This window comes from Bacteroides sp. 11BF, from assembly GCF_019633765.1.
GTDB classification, from domain to species: Bacteria; Bacteroidota; Bacteroidia; order Bacteroidales; family Bacteroidaceae; genus Bacteroides; species Bacteroides hominis.
In genome coordinates this window covers 113,145-132,418 of sequence record NZ_JAFKPJ010000003.1, presented here as the reverse complement: position 1 = coordinate 132,418, position 19,274 = coordinate 113,145, and the positions used below count along the sequence as shown (strand labels likewise).

18 protein-coding genes are annotated in these 19,274 nt (G+C 40.4%); 13 read left to right on the top strand and 5 right to left on the bottom strand.

The window, feature by feature from the left end; genetic code table 11:
• Window positions 1-2: 2 nt before the first annotated feature.
• The 3 genes from JZY04_RS03915 to JZY04_RS03905 are packed head-to-tail and all read left to right on the top strand — an operon-like array spanning window position 3 to window position 5,387.
• On the top strand, window positions 3-2,333 hold the full coding sequence (locus JZY04_RS03915) for an ABC transporter permease (RefSeq protein ID WP_122142121.1): 2,331 nt from the start codon (window positions 3-5) through the stop codon (window positions 2,331-2,333).
• A 25-nt stretch (window positions 2,334-2,358) separates the two neighbouring features.
• On the top strand, window positions 2,359-3,033 hold the full coding sequence (locus JZY04_RS03910; protein ID WP_005777825.1) for an ABC transporter ATP-binding protein: 675 nt from the start codon (window positions 2,359-2,361) through the stop codon (window positions 3,031-3,033).
• A gap of 11 nt (window positions 3,034-3,044) precedes the next feature.
• Window positions 3,045-5,387: an ABC transporter permease gene (locus JZY04_RS03905; protein ID WP_122142122.1), complete on the top strand. Its 2,343-nt coding sequence runs from the start codon at window positions 3,045-3,047 to the stop codon at window positions 5,385-5,387.
• A 137-nt stretch (window positions 5,388-5,524) separates the two neighbouring features.
• Here JZY04_RS03905 and JZY04_RS03900 read toward each other — a convergent pair whose 3' ends face one another.
• A complete protein-coding gene (locus tag JZY04_RS03900) occupies window positions 5,525-6,709 on the bottom strand; it encodes an aminotransferase class I/II-fold pyridoxal phosphate-dependent enzyme (RefSeq protein WP_005777827.1) in 1,185 nt (394 codons plus the stop codon).
• A 219-nt stretch (window positions 6,710-6,928) separates the two neighbouring features.
• Here JZY04_RS03900 and JZY04_RS03895 point away from each other — a divergent pair, with 219 nt between their 5' ends.
• From JZY04_RS03895 to JZY04_RS03885, 3 genes are all read left to right on the top strand, one after another.
• The gene (locus tag JZY04_RS03895; protein WP_005806223.1) at window positions 6,929-7,987 is read left to right on the top strand and encodes a diacylglycerol kinase family protein; all 1,059 of its coding nucleotides are present in this window, start codon (window positions 6,929-6,931) and stop codon (window positions 7,985-7,987) included.
• Between the two features lie 83 nt (window positions 7,988-8,070).
• Window positions 8,071-9,828: an aspartate--tRNA ligase gene (aspS, locus tag JZY04_RS03890; RefSeq protein ID WP_032539278.1), complete on the top strand. Its 1,758-nt coding sequence runs from the start codon at window positions 8,071-8,073 to the stop codon at window positions 9,826-9,828.
• Window positions 9,829-10,212, top strand: a complete 384-nt coding sequence (locus JZY04_RS03885) for a GtrA family protein (protein ID WP_122142123.1) — start codon at window positions 9,829-9,831, stop codon at window positions 10,210-10,212.
• An 82-nt stretch (window positions 10,213-10,294) separates the two neighbouring features.
• On the opposite strand, the gene JZY04_RS03880 is transcribed toward JZY04_RS03885, so the two are convergent.
• The 3 genes from JZY04_RS03880 to JZY04_RS03870 form a co-directional block, all read right to left on the bottom strand.
• Window positions 10,295-11,179: a carbon-nitrogen hydrolase gene (locus JZY04_RS03880; RefSeq protein WP_044299425.1), complete on the bottom strand. Its 885-nt coding sequence runs from the start codon at window positions 11,177-11,179 to the stop codon at window positions 10,295-10,297.
• Between the two features lie 12 nt (window positions 11,180-11,191).
• A complete protein-coding gene (locus JZY04_RS03875) occupies window positions 11,192-12,307 on the bottom strand; it encodes an agmatine deiminase family protein (RefSeq protein WP_122142124.1) in 1,116 nt (371 codons plus the stop codon).
• 73 nt (window positions 12,308-12,380) lie between these two features.
• Entirely contained in the window at window positions 12,381-12,911 is a 531-nt protein-coding gene (locus JZY04_RS03870) for a ferredoxin domain-containing protein (RefSeq protein ID WP_005806227.1), read from the bottom strand.
• A 94-nt stretch (window positions 12,912-13,005) separates the two neighbouring features.
• Between JZY04_RS03870 and JZY04_RS03865 the strand changes: the two genes are divergently transcribed.
• The 4 genes from JZY04_RS03865 (at window position 13,006) to JZY04_RS03850 (ending at window position 15,171) form a co-directional block, all read left to right on the top strand.
• Window positions 13,006-13,626, top strand: a complete 621-nt coding sequence (locus JZY04_RS03865) for an ATP-binding cassette domain-containing protein (RefSeq protein WP_122142125.1) — start codon at window positions 13,006-13,008, stop codon at window positions 13,624-13,626.
• 4 nt (window positions 13,627-13,630) lie between these two features.
• Window positions 13,631-14,425 carry an ABC transporter permease gene (locus JZY04_RS03860; RefSeq protein ID WP_122142126.1) on the top strand — a complete coding sequence of 265 codons (795 nt, stop codon included), beginning with the start codon at window positions 13,631-13,633 and terminating at the stop codon, window positions 14,423-14,425.
• 6 nt (window positions 14,426-14,431) lie between these two features.
• Window positions 14,432-14,713, top strand: a complete 282-nt coding sequence (locus JZY04_RS03855) for a hypothetical protein (protein WP_005777836.1) — start codon at window positions 14,432-14,434, stop codon at window positions 14,711-14,713.
• 74 nt (window positions 14,714-14,787) lie between these two features.
• Entirely contained in the window at window positions 14,788-15,171 is a 384-nt protein-coding gene (locus JZY04_RS03850; protein ID WP_005820330.1) for a VOC family protein, read from the top strand.
• On the opposite strand, the gene JZY04_RS03845 is transcribed toward JZY04_RS03850, so the two are convergent.
• On the bottom strand, window positions 15,164-15,580 hold the full coding sequence (locus JZY04_RS03845; protein WP_122142127.1) for a DUF4891 domain-containing protein: 417 nt from the start codon (window positions 15,578-15,580) through the stop codon (window positions 15,164-15,166). The genes JZY04_RS03850 and JZY04_RS03845 overlap by 8 nt on opposite strands.
• Window positions 15,581-15,685: 105 nt before the next feature.
• On the opposite strand from JZY04_RS03845, the gene JZY04_RS03840 reads away from it, so the two are divergent.
• From JZY04_RS03840 to JZY04_RS03830, 3 genes are all read left to right on the top strand, one after another.
• Entirely contained in the window at window positions 15,686-16,780 is a 1,095-nt protein-coding gene (locus tag JZY04_RS03840; protein WP_122142128.1) for a Nif3-like dinuclear metal center hexameric protein, read from the top strand.
• A 5-nt stretch (window positions 16,781-16,785) separates the two neighbouring features.
• Window positions 16,786-17,610 (top strand): zinc ribbon domain-containing protein, encoded by an 825-nt coding sequence (locus JZY04_RS03835; protein ID WP_005777840.1) that lies wholly within the window; start codon window positions 16,786-16,788, stop codon window positions 17,608-17,610.
• 239 nt (window positions 17,611-17,849) lie between these two features.
• Window positions 17,850-19,256 carry an efflux transporter outer membrane subunit gene (locus tag JZY04_RS03830; RefSeq protein WP_005777841.1) on the top strand — a complete coding sequence of 469 codons (1,407 nt, stop codon included), beginning with the start codon at window positions 17,850-17,852 and terminating at the stop codon, window positions 19,254-19,256.
• Window positions 19,257-19,274: the final 18 nt, after the last annotated feature.

The following is a 19,274-nucleotide window of genomic DNA, read 5'->3' as shown; positions in this document are numbered from 1 at the left end:
TTATGATACTACATCATTTAAAAATAGCCATTCGCAGTCTCTTGAAGTACAAGACTCACTGCTTGATCTCAGCTATTTGCCTTTCGGTAGGTATGACCTGTTTCTGTATTGTACATTTCTACATTAATGAAATAGATGGCGCCACTCGTCGTCTGCCCAATTTTGAACAGAGAATCGGACTCCGGATCATGAACCCCAACAATAAGGAAGACAGGGCATGGGGATGGTTTCTCACCCCTTCCCAAATCAAAACATTAACAGATCATCCTATACCCGGAATCAAACAGCTCAGCTGCCGATCCTTTGAAAGTCAATCTGAAGTCGTCTTTATCAATCAAGAACAGGAGGAAAAGCCCTATATTATATCCTATATAAGCACAGACCCCAACTTCTTCCCGCATTATCAAGCGTCATTCTTATACGGGAATACACTTCCTGTTGAACCAGACGAGGTTGTGTTATCCGAAAGTTGTGCCCGCAAAGTTTATGGAGAAAAGAATCCGGTCGGTACTCTGCTGAAAATAGTACAATTCAAAGAAGAAGAAAAGAAAAAAGACATTTATTACAAAGTCGTTAACGTAATAAAAGAGTTGCCGAAAGTACTCCGTGTACAAGCCGACATCTATTTCTCTTATCGCAGAGACGATGCCCAGCAAAATGGATTTATTATGGAAGGAGTGTTAAACACTCCTGACGGACTTGATAAAGCAAATGAAAGCTTAAAAGGAGTCCCTTTTCTGCATCGTGGAGAAATGACATATCTTGTTGCCTCCAAAGAAGCCGATTCATATCAAGAGCCACAACGCCTCATTGCTATGGCATTCATCACTTTCTTATCTTCCTTAATTTTGTTATCAGGCATGATTAACTTTTTAAAGTTTATCATACAATCTTTCTATAACCGAAACCGTGAACTGGCATTGCGCAAAAGTATGGGAGCAACTGCCCGAAGTTTGTTCGGACTATTGTTTACGGAAGTTTTCTGGATGCTTACCTTCTCTTTACTTCTTTCTTTGGTATTGTCTGAATGTGTAAGTGGTCTTCTTGTATATTACATTCCGCCAAAAGAAATGATTCCAATAGATATACAAACGTTATACTCTATCCAATTCCAAGTATATTTAGGTTTACTCATAATTTGTGCAATCATTATTCTCTTTCCAGTCAGACGACTTCAAAGATCCGGACTTGCAAGCAATATTACGGGGAAAAGTCATAAACATATTTTCCGCAATATCATGATGTGCATACAACTATGTGTGTGTATTTTCTTCTTGGGAACAGCCATTGCCGTTCATTTATTCAATAAGGAGGATAACCGTCTATACCTTCCTTTATCCGACCAAGAAACAGACCGTACTTTCTGTCTTCAAATGAATAGCGTTACACTCTATAAAAACAAAGATGCTATCCTCTCACAAATAAAGATGTTACCCGGAGTGGAAGAAACAAGCGCAGCTTTGATGACCGGCTCATTCAACTCTTTCTTGACCAGCAGCTATGAGTCTGCGGATCATCGTACACTTACCATCAATGTCCGGCAAGGTGATCCCAGCTATTTCCAGTTCTTCCGGATTCCATTTCAAGGAGAAACTGTTGATGCTGATGCAAGTAAAGTGGTCTATATCAGCGAAGCTTTCCGGCAACAACTGGACAAAGATTCTATCAGCGGAAACGTGAAATTAGGAGAGGAGAGCTACCGGATTTTAGGAATCTATAAAGCCTGCTACGGGGAAAATCTTTCCGAATATAACCAATACCACATATCCGTATTTTTCCCCACCAACGAAATATCAGTCATATACATTCGTTTTCGAAATGACATTGCCTTTTCTAAAGCGAAAGCACAAATAGAGAAGGTATGCCGTAACTATGTACCAGAATCACTGGCATTAGACATAGAGCCCTTGGACGTAAGAAAAAGTACGACTCAGGGAATTAGGGACATGATGGGTGATATTTCACTGTTACTTGCTATCATTAGTATATTGCTCGTGGTGTTAAGTGTGTATTCTGCGATCTCCATGGATACCGTTAGTCGGCAAAAAGAAGTAGCCATTCGTAAAATTAACGGTGCTACACCTAAAGTGATCGCTTTCATGTTTGGAAGAGTCTACATCATCCAATTCATACTGGCCTATATGATCACTTATCCATTGTTACGGCTACTGATCATTGATATGACCAAAAGTTCTCCAATCAGCAGTGTCAGCGGATTTGCCTGGGGCATTTACCTGTTCATTGTAATAGGTTTGCTTATCTTTGTAACAACGGCATACAAAATATACAGAGTGATGCACCTCAACCCGGCCGATATCATTAAAAATGAATAATATAAACCAATAAAAAATTACCATTATGATTAAAACAGTAAACTTACAGAAAATCTTCAAAACCGAAGAAGTAGAAACCTGGGCGTTAAACAATGTCAGTGTAGAAGTGAAAGAAGGCGAGTTTGTAGCCATTATGGGACCATCCGGTTGCGGAAAATCCACTTTGCTCAATATTTTAGGTCTGCTTGATAATCCTACAGGAGGCGAATATTATCTGAATGGAAAAGAAGTATCCAAGTATACGGAATCGCAACGTACCAATCTCCGCAAAGGAGTTATCGGTTTCGTATTCCAGAGTTTCAATCTGATCGACGAGCTGAATGTATACGAGAATATTGAACTGCCATTACTTTACATGGGTATTCCCGCTTCTGAACGTAAACAACGGGTGGAAAAAGCAATGGAACGCATGGCCATCACTCACCGCAGCAAACATTTCCCCCAACAACTCTCAGGAGGTCAGCAACAACGTGTTGCCATAGCACGTGCAGTCGTTGCTAACCCGAAGTTGATTCTTGCCGATGAACCTACCGGTAACCTTGACTCCAAGAATGGTAAAGAAGTGATGGGACTGCTGAATGAACTTAATAAAGAAGGAACTACCATCGTCATGGTGACACACTCCCAACATGATGCAGGATTTGCTGACCGAGTGATTAATCTATTTGATGGTCAGGTAGTAACAGAAGTAAGTATTTAACTTTAAACAGAATGCAATATCCGGTTATACTGAAACTTATTTTAAGGAGTTGGTGGCGAAATAAACTATTCGCCTCCATCTCCTTATTGAGCTTAGCGATTGGCATTACATGCACTATCTTGCTGATATCATTCGTTACTTATGAGTACACTATAGAATCTTCCAATCCAAGAAAAGAAGATATTTTCCGGCTAACACAAAATGTTCCGGTTATGCAAAAGCAGAAACAAGGGACCTTTGTTTATGGAGGCAGTGTTCCAGACATTGTATCCCAATTCCCGGAAATTGAAAGCTATCTGCGAATGAATGAACTTCAAACGTCAGGTATTCGGGTCGGAAATGAAAAATTCGACAAACAAACAATAGTTAAAGCAGATAGTTCACTACTTCATTTTTTCCCTTTTGAAACAGTATATGGTAATTTGCCTGAAGTATTATCTCACCCCGGTCAAGTAGCCATCAGCGAGAAATTAGCTCGTCTTTATTTCGGAAATGAGAATTATGAAAATCGTACGATTACACTGGAATTGCCCGATACCATTTATACGGTACAAGTAACTGCGATATTCAGACATTATCCACAAGCCATGTTACAAGCTGATATCCTTACCTCGTTGCCAGATCCCGAGCAGGGAAGCTCTTGTATGATTCTCCTGAAAAAAGAAGTCCAGTCAGCCTCATTTCGTCAACGATTTGAAGAAACAGGACTGCCTACTTTGATGGGAAAAGGAAATTATCAGTTGTTAGGTTTGCAAGATTCTTATTTCAATACAGACCTCTCTGATACTTCCCAAACTATGGAACATAGAGAAATTACATTACTCAGCATAGGGTTGTTATCTGCTTTGTTAATATTATCCATAGCCTGTTTTAATTATGTCAATCTTAGTTTTTCACGATTGCTGAAACAGGTTAGAATGCTCCATGTAGAAACATTAATGGGAGCTACCCGTCAATATATACACAAGCAACTATTTGCCGATACTTTTTTGACTGTCATGCTTGCGTTCTTGCTGTCTGTACTGTTGATAAATGATCTTTTACCGGCATTCAACTCTCTTGTAGCAGCGCATTTAACATTCGGTTTCATATTTTCGGGGAAGGTATTGCCATTATTAGCTTTGTTTATTATAATCTTATCTGTCATTCCCGCACTTTACATGAGCAGGAAGATGTATTCTCTGTCAGAAAGTAATTACCGCCTGTTCTTTATTGGTAAAAAAAAGAAGCGCATAGTCTCTATACTGATTATACTCCAGTTCATAATATCTATTGCCTTAATGACAACTTTCTTAATTATACGTTCACAATTAAATATGATAGAGAATGAAGGAAAGCGTTATGAAAATATAATTGAACTTGGAGATAGACAGCAACTATCATTACTCCCAATATATAATGATTTAAAAAGTCTACCTGGAATAAAAAGTGCGATTACTACCCGCGGGAACATTTTTGAACCCTGGAGCATGGCAGTACCTGTGAGCCAGGAAGGAGAGGAAGAAACACTGGTCATGGTTAATTTGTACAATGAAAGCCCGAAGTTTCAGGAACTATATGACATGACTTTACTTCATCCGGAACGTACTAAAGAACTAATAGCCCAAACCGCTATACCGGTTATTGTCAATGAATCCTTCCAACATCATTTTGTACCCGCAGGAGAAGACCCCATTAGTCAGCCACTGAACAAATACAACAAGAATAATACTCAGCAAGGAGCTATTATTGTAGGAGTAATCAAAGACTTTAAACTGACCTCTTTTAATCAACCGGTAGCCCCATTGCAAATGATCTTGCAAGAAGTCCCCGAGAACCAATGTTATTATATATCTTTAAAAATCGATCCGGACCAACGAATTGAAACCTTACAAAAGATACGACAACTATGGGAGACACATTTCCCTAATCGTTCTTTTACCGGTACAGATTTGTACATGAAATACTTGTCATTCAATCAAGAAGTAACTAATTTCTCTCAATTATTATTGGTATACTCAATCATAAGCTTATTCTTGACAGCTTTTGGTCTGTTCGGCATAGCATGGTACGCATCCGAACAACGCACTCGGGAGATAGGAATTCGTAAAGTGAACGGTGCTTCCACCTGGCAAATCGTTTGGTTACTTAATCGTCCATTCTTATGTTATATCTTAATTGCATTTATCATCGCAACTCCCATTGTATATACACTAATGTTGCACTGGATAGAGCAATTCGCTTATAGAGCCCCCATTGGATTAAAAGTTTTTATCCTTCCTCTATTGATAACTTTAGTCATGACAATATGCACTGTTAGCTTTAACAGTTGGCGGGTTGCAAAGTCCAATCCAATAGATGCAATTAAAGAATAGATAATGTCATGGGATACCCCTGATAAGGATAAGGTTATTGATAACGTAAACTATAAATGGAAACAAAGGAGCCTTAAATGAAAAAGGGATTATGTTGTTTGACATAATCCCTTTCGTATATTTATTCCTTATCTTATTTATAAAAGATCAAGTGCCTTGAAACATTTCACCAACTTACCGATAGCAAAGTCAATCTGTTCTTTGGAATGTGTAGCCATTAATGAGAAACGAATCAACGTATCGTTCGGAGAACATGCGGGAGGAACTACCGGATTTACAAATACGCCCTCATCAAATAACATTTTGGTTACCATAAATGTCTTCTCCATATCACGTACATATAGCGGAATAATAGGAGTGGAGGTGTGCCCGATTTCGAAACCAAGCTCACGGAAACACTTTAAAGAGTAATTGGTAATGTCCCATAAGTGTTCGATGCGTTCTGGTTCGTTTTTCATAATCTGGAGTGCGGCACGAGCAGCGGCAGTGGCAGCAGGCGTATTACTTGCACTGAAGATATACGAACGGGAATTATGACGCAAATAATTAATAATGGATTCATCAGCAGCTATAAAACCACCGATAGCAGCCAATGACTTACTGAATGTACCCATGATAAGATCCACTTCTTTAGTCAACCCGAAATGATCACAAGTACCACGTCCGTTATTGCCCAGAACTCCCAAGCCGTGTGCTTCGTCTACCATGATATTGGCATCATATTTCTTAGACAAACGAACGATCTCAGGCAAATTGGCTATATCACCTTCCATACTGAATACTCCATCTACTACAATCAGTTTCACTGCATCCGGACGACACTTCTGCAACTCCTTCTCAAGAGATTCCATGTCGTTGTGCTTAAACTTAAGGATGGTAGAAAAAGAGAGGCGACGCCCTTCAACAATAGAAGCGTGGTCAAGTTCGTCACAGATCACATAATCTTCACGACCTGTCACACACGAAACTACACCCAAATTTACCTGAAATCCTGTGGAATAAATGATAGCATCTTCTTTACCAACAAATTCGGCCAGTTCTTTCTCCAATTGAAGATGAAGGTCAAGTGTACCGTTCAGAAAACGCGATCCGGCACAACCCGTACCGTATTTGCGGGTAGCTTCAACAGCAGCCTCAATTACTTTCGGATGATTAGTCAGGCCTAAGTATGAGTTCGAGCCAAACATTAACACCTTTCTGCCACTCATTATCACCTCTGTGTTCTGTTCACTTTCGATACAACGAAAGTATGGATATACGCCTTTAGCCTTTATCTGCTGAGGGAGGTCGTATTTAGCTAACTTCTCTTGTAATAATCCCATGAATAGTTATTTATATAATTCGCTTATTGACTATCTTATTTATAATAGTCTAAATCCTTTTTCCTTAACAAGTGTTTAAAACAGGGGGCAAAGATAACAAAATATGTTTTTAGCTGTTCTTTTTCTATGAAAAAATATACTCTTTATAGTTTTAGAAAGCTGGGAAAGGGCAAAAATTAAGATATTTATATTACTTTTGTCGACCACAACATATAAATGATGGAACCAACTTGCATGATCGAAAATAAGAAAAAAATAATATTCATCGTTAATCCAATTTCGGGTACACAAAGTAAGGAACTTGTTCTGAGTCTACTGGATGAGAAGATAGATAAGGATAAGTATACTTGGGAAATTGTGTATACCGAAAGAGCCGGACATGCAATCGAAATAGCAGCAGATGCGGCAGATAGCCACACAGATATAGTAGTGGCTGTAGGAGGCGATGGAACAATCAATGAGATTGCCCGTTCGCTGGTACATACTAATACGGCACTGGGCATCATTCCTTGCGGCTCCGGAAACGGATTGGCACGACATCTTCAAATTTCGATGGATCCGCGTAAAGCACTTGAGATTTTGAATGATGGATTAGTTGATATTATAGATTATGGAAAAATAAATGGTACAGACTTTTTTTGCACCTGTGGAGTAGGATTTGACGCTTTTGTCAGTCTGAAATTTGCCAATGCGGGTAAACGCGGACTCCTGACTTATCTGGAGAAAACTCTGCAAGAAAGCCTGAAGTATCAACCAGAAACCTATGAACTGGAAACAGAAGACGGTACTTCCAGATACAAAGCCTTCCTGATAGCTTGCGGCAATGCTTCACAATATGGGAATAATGCTTATATAGCTCCGCAAGCTACGTTGACAGACGGTTTGTTAGACGTAACCATTCTTGAACCATTTACCGTACTGGATGTTCCGGCACTGGCTTTCCAACTCTTCAATAAAACAATTGACCAGAACAGCCGAATTAAAACCTTCCGTTGCAAGAAATTATGCATCCACCGCAGTTCACCGGGAGTAGTCCATTTTGACGGCGATCCGATGCAGGCTGATGAAGATATCAAGATAGAGCTGATTCAGAAAGGATTACGAGTTGTTGTGCCTACCGATAAAAAAAAAGATAATTCCAACGTACTGCAAAAAGCACAAGAATATGTGAATGGTATCAAGCTGATGAATGAAGCCATCGTAGAAGACATAGCACATAAAAACAAAGTTATTTTGAAAAAAAATAAGCAGCTGATACAAAAGCTTACTAAAAAATAGCCCTTTAGAAATAGTACAGAATCCGAATTAATATGTACTTTTGCAGACTACTTTAACAAAAATATAAAAATAATATATTAAATATGTTCAGAACGCACACGTGCGGAGAATTAAGAATCTCCGATGTTAATAAACAAGTCAAGCTGTCGGGATGGGTACAGCGCAGCCGTAAAATGGGAGGTATGACTTTTGTTGACCTTCGTGATCGCTACGGTATCACTCAATTAGTATTTAATGAAGAAATAGACGCTGAGCTTTGCGAACGTGCCAACAAGCTGGGTCGTGAATTCGTTATTCAGATTGTCGGAACCGTCAACGAACGCTTTAGTAAGAACGGAAATATTCCGACCGGTGATATTGAAATTATTGTTTCGGAACTGAATATCTTGAACTCAGCCATTACTCCTCCTTTTACCATTGAAGATAACACAGATGGTGGTGACGATATCCGCATGAAATACCGTTATCTGGACTTACGTCGTAACGCTGTCCGTTCAAATCTGGAGTTACGTCATAAAATGACAATCGAAGTGCGTAGTTATCTTGATAAACTGGGCTTTCTGGAAGTAGAAACTCCGGTATTGATCGGTTCAACACCGGAAGGAGCCCGTGATTTTGTTGTACCTTCCCGCATGAATCCGGGACAATTCTACGCATTGCCACAATCTCCACAAACCTTGAAACAATTGTTGATGGTTTCCGGTTTCGATCGTTATTTCCAGATTGCCAAATGTTTCCGTGATGAAGACCTGCGTGCCGACCGACAGCCGGAGTTCACTCAAATAGACTGTGAAATGAGCTTCGTAGAACAAGAAGATGTAATCGTTACATTTGAAGGAATGGCTAAACACCTGTTTAAGGTTATTCGTAATATTGAACTGACAGAACCATTCCCGCGCATGCCTTGGAGTGAAGCAATGAAACTGTATGGTAGCGACAAACCGGATATTCGTTTCGGTATGGAATTCGTTGAATTAATGGATATCCTGAAAGGACACGGTTTCTCTGTATTTGATAATGCTACATATATTGGTGGTATTTGTGCCGAAGGTGCAGCCAGCTATACTCGTAAACAACTGGATGCCTTGACTGAATTTGTGAAAAAACCGCAAATTGGTGCAAAAGGCATGGTATACGCCCGTATTGAAGCCGACGGTACTGTAAAATCAAGTGTAGATAAATTCTATACGCAAGAAGTATTACAGCAATTGAAAGAAGCTTTTGGCGCTAAACCAGGCGATTTAATTCTGATTTTATCGGGAGATGATGCCATGAAAACTCGTAAGCAACTCTGTGAACTGCGTCTGGAAATGGGTAATCAATTGGGATTACGTGATAAAAACACATTCGCGTGCTTATGGGTAGTAGACTTTCCTCTATTCGAATGGAGTGAAGAAGAAGGTCGTCTAATGGCCATGCATCATCCGTTTACTTCGCCCAAACCGGAAGATATCCATCTGTTGGATACAGATCCTGCAGCTGTACGCGCCAATGCTTACGATATGGTAATCAACGGTGTAGAAGTAGGAGGAGGATCAATCCGTATCCACGACAGCCAGTTACAGAATAAAATGTTCGAACTACTCGGATTTACTCCGGAACGTGCACAAGAACAATTTGGCTTCTTGATGAACGCCTTCAAATTCGGTGCGCCTCCTCACGGTGGTTTGGCTTACGGATTGGACCGTTGGGTATCTCTTTTTGCCGGACTCGACTCAATCCGTGATTGCATCGCATTCCCGAAAAATAATTCAGGCCGTGATGTTATGTTGGATGCTCCTGCAGCACTTGATCCGTCACAACTGGAAGAACTGAATCTGATTGTAGATATTAAGGAGTAAGTGAAAGAGTCAGTACGCATTTTTCGATTTGCCGTAATTGGTACGCTCAATGCATTAATCACAGCCTTTGTTATTTGGCTGATGATGGATGAATTGTCATACGATTACATTCCGGCTAACATTACAGCGTACATAGTAGCCCAGATACATAATTTTATCTGGAGCAAATATTGGATCTTTCCGATTGAAGATAAAAAGAATAATATCTGGAAGCAAATATTATTCTTTTGTTCAGCTTTCGGATTGGCATATAGTGCCCAGTTCCTGTTTTTAGTTACATTGGTAGAGTGTGGGGATGTAAATGAGTATCTGGCACAATTCCTGGGATTATTTATCTACGGAACAGTAAACTTCATCGTCAATAAGAAACTTACATTTAGATAAAAACTATTTTAAAATATTTAATAAAAAGTCCCGCAGATTGTAGACTCTGCGGGACTTTTTATATTTACAGAAACGCAAGACTTCAATCGATAAAACGTTTCGTCAGGTTACCATATTCATCTATACGTCGGTCACGAAGGAAAGGCCACCAGCGACGTACATTTTCCGAGCGTTCAAGATCTACTTCAACAACTATATTTTCGGGACGTTCATTTCCTGCCTGCGCCAGATATTCACCTTGAGGACCAACAACAAAACTATTCCCCCAAAACAAAATACCATTGGTCTGCCCTGACGGATCGGATTCGTGGCCTACACGATTTACAGAAATCACCGGAAGGCCATTGGCCACCGCATGTGCGCGCTGAGAAATAATCCAAGCATTGAGCTGACGGACTTTCTCATCATCCGTATCTGAACTTTCCCAACCGATAGCAGTAGGATAAATCAAGATTTCAGCTCCTTTCAATGCCATCAGACGGGCAGCTTCGGGATACCATTGATCCCAGCAAACCAATATTCCCAATTTACCCAAAGAAGTCTGTATCGGTTCAAAACCAATATCTCCCGGAGTAAAATAAAACTTTTCGTAATAGGCCGGATCATCAGGTATATGCATTTTACGATATTTCCCGGCAATGCTTCCATCCCGATCGAAAACAACGGCTGTATTATGATATAATCCCGGAGCACGTTTCTCAAATAAAGAAGTAACAAGCACTATCCGGTTAGTTGCCGCCAGTTCGGAATAGAATCCTGTAGAAGGTCCCGGAATCGGTTCCGCCAATTCAAATAGATCAGTATTTTCAGTTTGGCAAAAATACAATGAATTATGAAGTTCCTGAAGAACGACGAGTTGTGCGCCATGAGCGGCACAAGCTTCAATGCTTTTAGCCAGATTCATCAGATTCATCCTAATATCTGACGTATTGGCCTGTTGAATGATTCCTACTTTTATTTTTCTCATACTCAAATTTTATTATTTAATGACTCCCATCGGATATTGCATTGTTACGCAATGTAATGACCCGTGTTGTTTAATGAGTGCACGACAATCAATGCCCACCACTTCATATGCCGGGAAAGCTTCACGAAGCACTGTTCTTGCCAGTTCATCATTTTCCGGCTGATTATAAGTGGGATAGAGCACAGAATCGTTCAAAATCAGAAAATTAGCATACGTTGCAGGCAGTCTTTCTCCAGATACTTCTATTTTATCCGCCATAGGTAATGCCATTAAACGATAAGGATCACCAGATGCCGTACGGAATGTTTTCAACTGTTCTTCCATTTTATAAAGCTCCTCATAATGTTCATCTTTGGGATCGGAACACTTCACATATGCAATTGTATCCGGAGAACAAAACCTGGCTAATGTGTCTATATGACTATCCGTATCATCTCCGACCAGATAACCATGATCCAACCACAACACCCTTTGCAAATGAAATACTCTGCAAAGGTGTTCCTCTATGTCAACCCGATTCATCGGTGCATTACGATGCGGAGACAATAAACATTCGGAAGTAGTTAGCAATGTCCCCATACCATCACTTTCAATAGAACCACCTTCAAGCACAAAGTCCAGACAATCTTTATATTGCCCTTTCAAAACTCCAGCCTCTACAGCCTTACGGGTTATCTGATTATCTAAACCGGCTTCGAACTTTTTTCCCCAACCATTGAAAGTAAAGTCCAGCAAACATGCTCCATTCGTATCCATCAGAGTGATGGCCCCATGATCACGTGCCCAAGTGTCATTCGTTTCGCACTCCAGAAAGCGTACATTGTTCATATTCACTACTCCGGCTATCTGATTCTTTACCACCTCCGGACAGGGAGTAACAATAAGCAAAAGCTCACGTTTTGCAATTTCACGAGCTATGTTGATAAAACATTCCTGAACCTCAGAAAGCATATATGCCCAGTCTGTTTCAGCATGCGGCCATGTTAATTGCACACCACTTTGCAAAAACCATTCCGCAGGCAGAAAAGGAGCCAACATCTCTACCTGATCATCGACAGTTAAACCAAAGTTCAGTTGCAAATCTTTCTCTGAACCTCCTGAAGTAGGAAGACCGACTATTATTCCCATTATATTTTAGTTTTTGAAGAATAGGATACGGATAACAAGTGGATACATCTTTGAATGCCACTTGCTATCTATGTTATTTATTAGATTTACGATCAAAAAATGGATTCTTGGAAGAAGCACTAACCGGAATAGCCATTACTTGGCGACACCCCTTCAACCAGTCGAGACGTTGGGCAGCCAATCCGGCCGAAAACATTACACGGGTGTCTACCCGCAGATCAGCAGCTGTAGCACATGCCGAACCAATAGCAATACCCACATCAATACTATTCAATGCACAAGGCACACCTTCGGCACGCCCCGCACAAGTAGCATAACCGCAATGCCCACAATTCAGTCCCTGTGCTTGCTCCCGTGTACCTATTAACAGAATACATTCAGCCTGGAGAATATTATCTGCATCCCGCAAGAAAAATTTCATTCCCATCTCTTCGAACATAACTTTCAATGTGTCCGAAAGTAACTGTATTTCTTTACCGGTGACAACTGCAGTTTCTATGATATCAATTCCTTTCCCTTTAGGGGCGGTACGGGCAGCAGTCATCATCTGCCGTGCCACATTCAATATATGCTCGTGGCGACTATCTCGTTCGTTCAGTATCATATCTTGTCCATTAATTAGTGATACAAAGATAAAAGAAATCCCGCACATATTATGAATTTTCACTAACTTTGCAAGATAGATTTAAAGATACACAATGTTACAAATAGACAATGCATGCATTGCTTTCGGGGAGGATATACTTTTTTCTGAATTTTGTATGCAGCTTAAAAAAGGCGAAACAGCTTGTATAACAGGAGAATCCGGACGTGGAAAGACTTCTCTGCTCAACGCAATCATGGGGTTCGTTCCTCTACGGAAAGGTCGAATCAAAGTAGGGAATATTTTACTTGAACCTGCCACCATTGATATTATACGCCAACATATAGCTTGGATTCCACAAGAGTTAGCGCTTCCCTCCGAGTGGGTAAAAGAAATGATAGCACTACCTTTTGCACTAAAAGCCAACCGACATATCTCTTTTTCTGAAGAAAAACTCTTCACTTATTTTGATGAATTAGGCCTGGACAAGGACTTATACCAGAAGCGGGTAGGAGAAATATCCGGTGGACAACGCCAACGCATTATGATAGCAGCGGCAGCTATGCTGGAAAAGCCTTTGATTATTGTAGACGAACCGACATCTGCATTGGATTCCGGTTCTACAGATAAAGTTTTAGCTTTTCTACGTGACCAGACAACAAAAGGAACAGCTATACTTGCCGTTTCACATGACCGGGCATTCGCCTACGGATGTAACCAGCTAATCACATTATAGTTATATGGGAACTATCGATATATCTTATTTCAACCTACTCGTAGGACTACTACTATTGGCAATCCCACTTTTCTATCTGTGGAAATTCAAGACCGGATTACTGAAAGCCACTCTGATAGGGACGGGGCGCATGATTATACAGCTCTTCCTGATAGGCATGTACCTCAAATACCTGTTCCTGTGGAACAATCCATGGATTAATTTTCTTTGGATTATCATCATGATTTTTGTAGCCGGACAAACCGCCTTAATGCGCACCGGGCTAAAACGTGAAGTTCTTTTGATCCCTATATCCATTGGATTTCTGTGTAGTGTTGTTCTGGTTGGCATGTATTTCATAGGCATTGTATTGCAACTGGACAACGTCTTCAGCGCTCAATATTTCATACCCATCTTCGGGATCTTAATGGGAAATATGTTATCGAGCAATGTCATTGCATTGAATACATATTACAGCGGATTGAAACGGGAGCAACAATTGTATTGTTATCTGCTCGGCAATGGCGCCACCCGCCAGGAAGCACAGGCACCATTTATACGGCAAGCTATTATAAAATCCTTCAGTCCACTGATTGCCAACATCTCAGTAATGGGATTAGTAGCACTCCCAGGTACTATGATCGGACAGATTCTGGGAGGAAGCAGCCCGAATGTCGCCATCAAATACCAAATGATGATTATGGTCATTACTTTTACGGCTTCCATGCTATCACTAATGATCACCATCTCACTGGCCTCCCGTAAATCATTCGATGAATATGGCCGTATGTTACAAATAACCAAAGAATCCCTTAAATAAGTAACTATGACACTGACCGACTCCGTTTTACAATTAATAAGCGAAATACATATCCCGGGATTCTTCATTACCACAGATTTTCTGCAAACTGGAGAATTTCTCCCCCAAGGAATAGATTTTTTTTTAAAAGAAAAGCATGCGAAGATAATTCAAGGTGCCAACGGAAGAAAATTCATTTATCAACAATCCGGCTGGCGCATAGCATTCACATTCTATCCAACCGATCGGGTAGTCGATGAAAAATATGCAATGAAAAACAAAATGATAAAGAAACGATATGATTATTGATGTAAATCAAATCATTACTATCAATATTTGCCTATATTTGCGAACATTAATAATTAAACAATACTACAAAGAATATGCACATCAGTCACATTGCTATCTGGAGTACCCATTTAGAAGAGCTAAAAAATTTCTATATTACTTATTTCAACGGAACAAGCCATGAAAAGTATATCAATCCTAAAAAGGGATTTGAATCTTATTTTGTCAGTTTTGACCAAGGATTTGCTTCCCTGGAAATTATGCAACGACAAGACATTACTACCCCAGCATTAAAAGATAGCCTTGGATTGGCCCATTTCTCCTTTTCTGCCGGTAGTAAAGAAGCTGTATTGGAACTCACCGAACGTCTACGCAAGGATGGCTTTACGATCGCAAGTGAGCCACGGACTACAGGAGACGGCTATTTCGAAAGTGCAATCCTGGATCCTGAAGGAAATATTGTAGAAATCACTATTTGACACGCTTAGCAAGTGCAGGTATGTAGCGAAGTTGCACATATTGCTCGCCAGGATTAATATACCGATTGTCCATCAGTATCTTCTTATCTTTAAAATCTTTCAGCCGGTAACGGATATATCGTTGTGCATTTGCAGGCTGTACTTCCACAAAGGACTGAAGGGCAATCGTCCCATCAGTCCGAATAATAACTTTAGCCTTGGCCGTACGAAAAGAAAGAGCATCGTCCTTTTTCATTTCTTTCATATGGTATTTATCGATCCAGAAAATAGCCGTTGCCTTGGAAAGGCTATCTACTGTTTCTTGCAATCCATTTTCCTCTTCAGTAGCAGATATAGGAGTTTCTTTATGCTCTTGACATGAAATGATAAAAAAGAGAGAAAATAATAATAATAATAGAATTGCCTTCATCGGTTTGTGCTTTTATAAATTTGGAGGTAAATATATTAAAAAATCAATAAAAGCAAGGTAAAGTATTGGCTTTTTCTTATCTTTGCAACAAATTTTCTACTGATAATGAAAATTAAAGAAATTGTAAGCGCCCTTGAACGGTTCGCGCCTCTGCCATTGCAAGACGGATTTGATAATGCCGGCCTGCAAATCGGACTGACAGATGCGGAAACAACAGGGGCTTTGTTGTGTCTTGACGTTACCGAAGCTGTGCTTGACGAAGCTATCGCGTCCGGCTGCAATCTTGTTATATCCCATCATCCCCTTATTTTTAAAGGTTATAAATCGATTACCGGTAAAGATTATGTTGAACGTTGCATCTTAAAAGCAATCAAAAACGACATCGTCATTTATTCGGCCCATACCAATCTTGACAATGCTCCGGGGGGAGTGAACTATAAAATAGCTGAGAAAATAGGATTAAAAAATGTACGCATACTTGAACCAAAAGAAAACTGCCTGATAAAGTTAGTCACATTCGTCCCGACCGCACAAGCCGAAGAGGTCCGTAATGCTTTATTCACTGCTGGATGTGGATATATAGGCGACTATGACTCATGCAGCTACAACACAGAAGGCGAGGGAACTTTCCGTGCACAGGAAGGAAGTAAACCTTTTTGTGGAAATATAGGAGAACTTCATCATGAAGCGGAAGTACGGATTGAAACCATCCTGCCGGAATATAAGAAAAGAGAGGTTATCCGTACGTTACTATTGACACATCCCTATGAAGAACCGGCATACGACTTATATCCTCTTTACAATAGTTGGGCACAGGTCGGAGCAGGAATCATCGGAGAGCTGAAAGAAGCTGAATCGGAGCTTGAATTCCTGAAGCGTATAAAGAAGACATTTGAAGTAGGGTGTTTGAAACATAACAAACTAACAGGCCGCCTGATTCAGAAAGTTGCCCTCTGTGGAGGGGCAGGCGCTTTCCTTATTCCACAAGCTATAGGTAGCGGAGCTGATGTTTTTATCACAGGTGAAATTAAATATCATGACTACTTTGGTCGTGAAACAGACATTTTACTTGCAGAAATAGGACATTACGAAAGCGAACAATACACAAAAGAAATTTTTTATTCCATAATACGGGATTTATTTCCTAATTTTGCACTCCAATTTAGTAAGGTTAACACGAATCCCATTAAATATTTATAAGTAAAATGGCAAGAGAAGCTAAAAATGAACCGAAAGAGTTGACAGTGGAACAAAAGTTGAAAGCTTTGTTTCAGCTGCAAACAACATTATCTAAAATTGACGAAATTAAAACGTTAAGAGGTGAACTTCCATTGGAAGTGCAAGACCTTGAGGACGAAATTGCCGGTCTGAGTACACGTATCGATAAGATCAAGGCGGAAGTAGACGAACTCAAATCAGCTATCGCCGGTAAGAGAGTGGAAATTGAAGCAGCCAAAGCTTCGGTTGAGAAATATAAATCACAGCAAGACAATGTTCGTAACAACCGCGAATATGACTTCCTGACAAAAGAAATCGAATTCCAGTCCCTGGAAATAGAGCTTTGCGAAAAAAGAATCAAAGAATTCACTGCAGAAGAGCAGGAAAAATCTGAAGAAATAGAGAAAAATACCAAAGCACTGGAGGAACGCCAGAAAGACCTTGACCAGAAAAAGAATGAACTGGACGAAATCATCGAGGAAACTAAACAAGAGGAAGAAAAATTGAGAGATAAAGCTAAAGATCTTGAAACAAAAATAGAGCCTCGCTTACTCCAGTCTTTCAAACGTATCCGCAAGAATTCACGTAACGGATTGGGTATTGTTTACGTACAGCGTGATGCATGCGGTGGTTGTTTTAATAAAATTCCGCCTCAGAGACAGTTGGATATCCGTTCACGTAAGAAAATTATCGTTTGCGAATATTGCGGACGCATCATGATCGACCCGGAACTGGCAGGTGTGGAGATAGAGCACAAAGTAGAAGAAGCACCCGTTACAACCAAAAGAGCTATCAGAAGAAAAGCTGAATAAAGCCTTGCATTGATATTCTGATGGTCCGATTTTAAAAGTTCGGAATTCATTATATTTAAAACCCGTAATTTTACTATAGCCCGATTGTGAGCATAGTAAAGTTACGGGTTTATTCATTAATATCCGTTTCTTCAATAAAAAAAAGTATATTCCCTTTAAGCATAGTGATTCTCTTATAGACAGGATAAACAAATATTTCTTTTCGTTGTTATGTTTTCATTTCTAAATAACCTAAACTTATGAAACTACGAATAGGAAATATCATGTTCTTGCTGTTTCTTTCGTCCGTAGCCTTTCCACAGGCTACGAACCGCTATCTGGACAAACCTTTGCCACAAGAATGGGAAGAAGATGCACAAATTTTTCAGCAAGTATTGCCGGTGGATGACCAATGGTGGAAAGCTTTTCAGGATCCGGTCCTCGATTCTCTTATTTCTGTTGCGGTCAAACAAAACTACTCGATACTGACCGCTATTGACCGTATCAATATGGCAAAAGCCAACCTGAGGATGGAACGTGGAAACTTTTTTCCAACGATCGGACTGAATGCCGGATGGACTCGTCAACAAAGTAGTGGCAATACCAGTGAATTGCCTCAATCCACTCAGCATTATTACGATGCCTCGCTGAATATGAGTTGGGAATTAGACCTCTTCGGAAGCATCCGTAACCGTGTAAAAGCTCAGAAAGAAAATTTTGCTGCCAGCAAAGAAGAGTACACCGGCACAATGGTATCACTCTGCGCCCAAGTAGCTTCAGCATATATCAACCTGCGGGAGCTGCAACAAGAATTGGCAGTAATACAAAAGAACTGCGCATCGCAGGAAGCCGTATTGAAAATCACAGAAGTGAGATACAATACCGGACTCGTTTCTAAATTGGACGTAGCACAAGCTAAATCTGTGTTTTTCAGCACAAAAGCCTCTATCCCCCAAATTGAATCGGGTATCAATCAATACATTACTACCCTTGCTATACTATTAGGCACTTATCCTCAGGAGATACGTCCCACGTTAGAGTCTCCAGGAATATTGCCTGACTATATGGAACCAATTGGAGTAGGACTTCCGGCCGACTTACTGCTTCGTCGTCCGGACATCCGTAGTGCAGAACGAAGTGTGAATGCTCAAGCGGCTTTAGTGGGGGCATCCAAATCGGACTGGCTGCCTCAGATTTTTCTAAAAGGTTCGCTTGGTTATGCTGCTAAGGACCTGAAAGATCTGACCCATCATAAGAGCATGACCTATGAAATAGCACCGGCATTAAGCTGGACACTTTTTAAAGGGACTCAATTGGTAAATGCCACCAAACTGGCTAAAGCACAATTAGACGAGGCTATCAACCAGTTTAATCAGACTGTATTGACTGCCGTACAAGAGACAGACAATGCCATGAATGCTTACCGAAACTCCATCAAGCAAATAGTAGCTCTACGCGAAGTGCGTAATCAAGGACAAGAAACCTTGACACTCTCACTGGAACTCTATAAACAAGGATTAACCCCATTCCAGAATGTACTGGATGCACAACGCTCGCTGCTCAGCTATGAGAACCAACTGGTCCAAGCAAGAGGATATTCCTTGCTCCAGCTGATAGCCATGTACCAAGCCCTGGGAGGCGGATGGTCCGGAAACCTAAATGATTAACTATAAAGACCTATCATA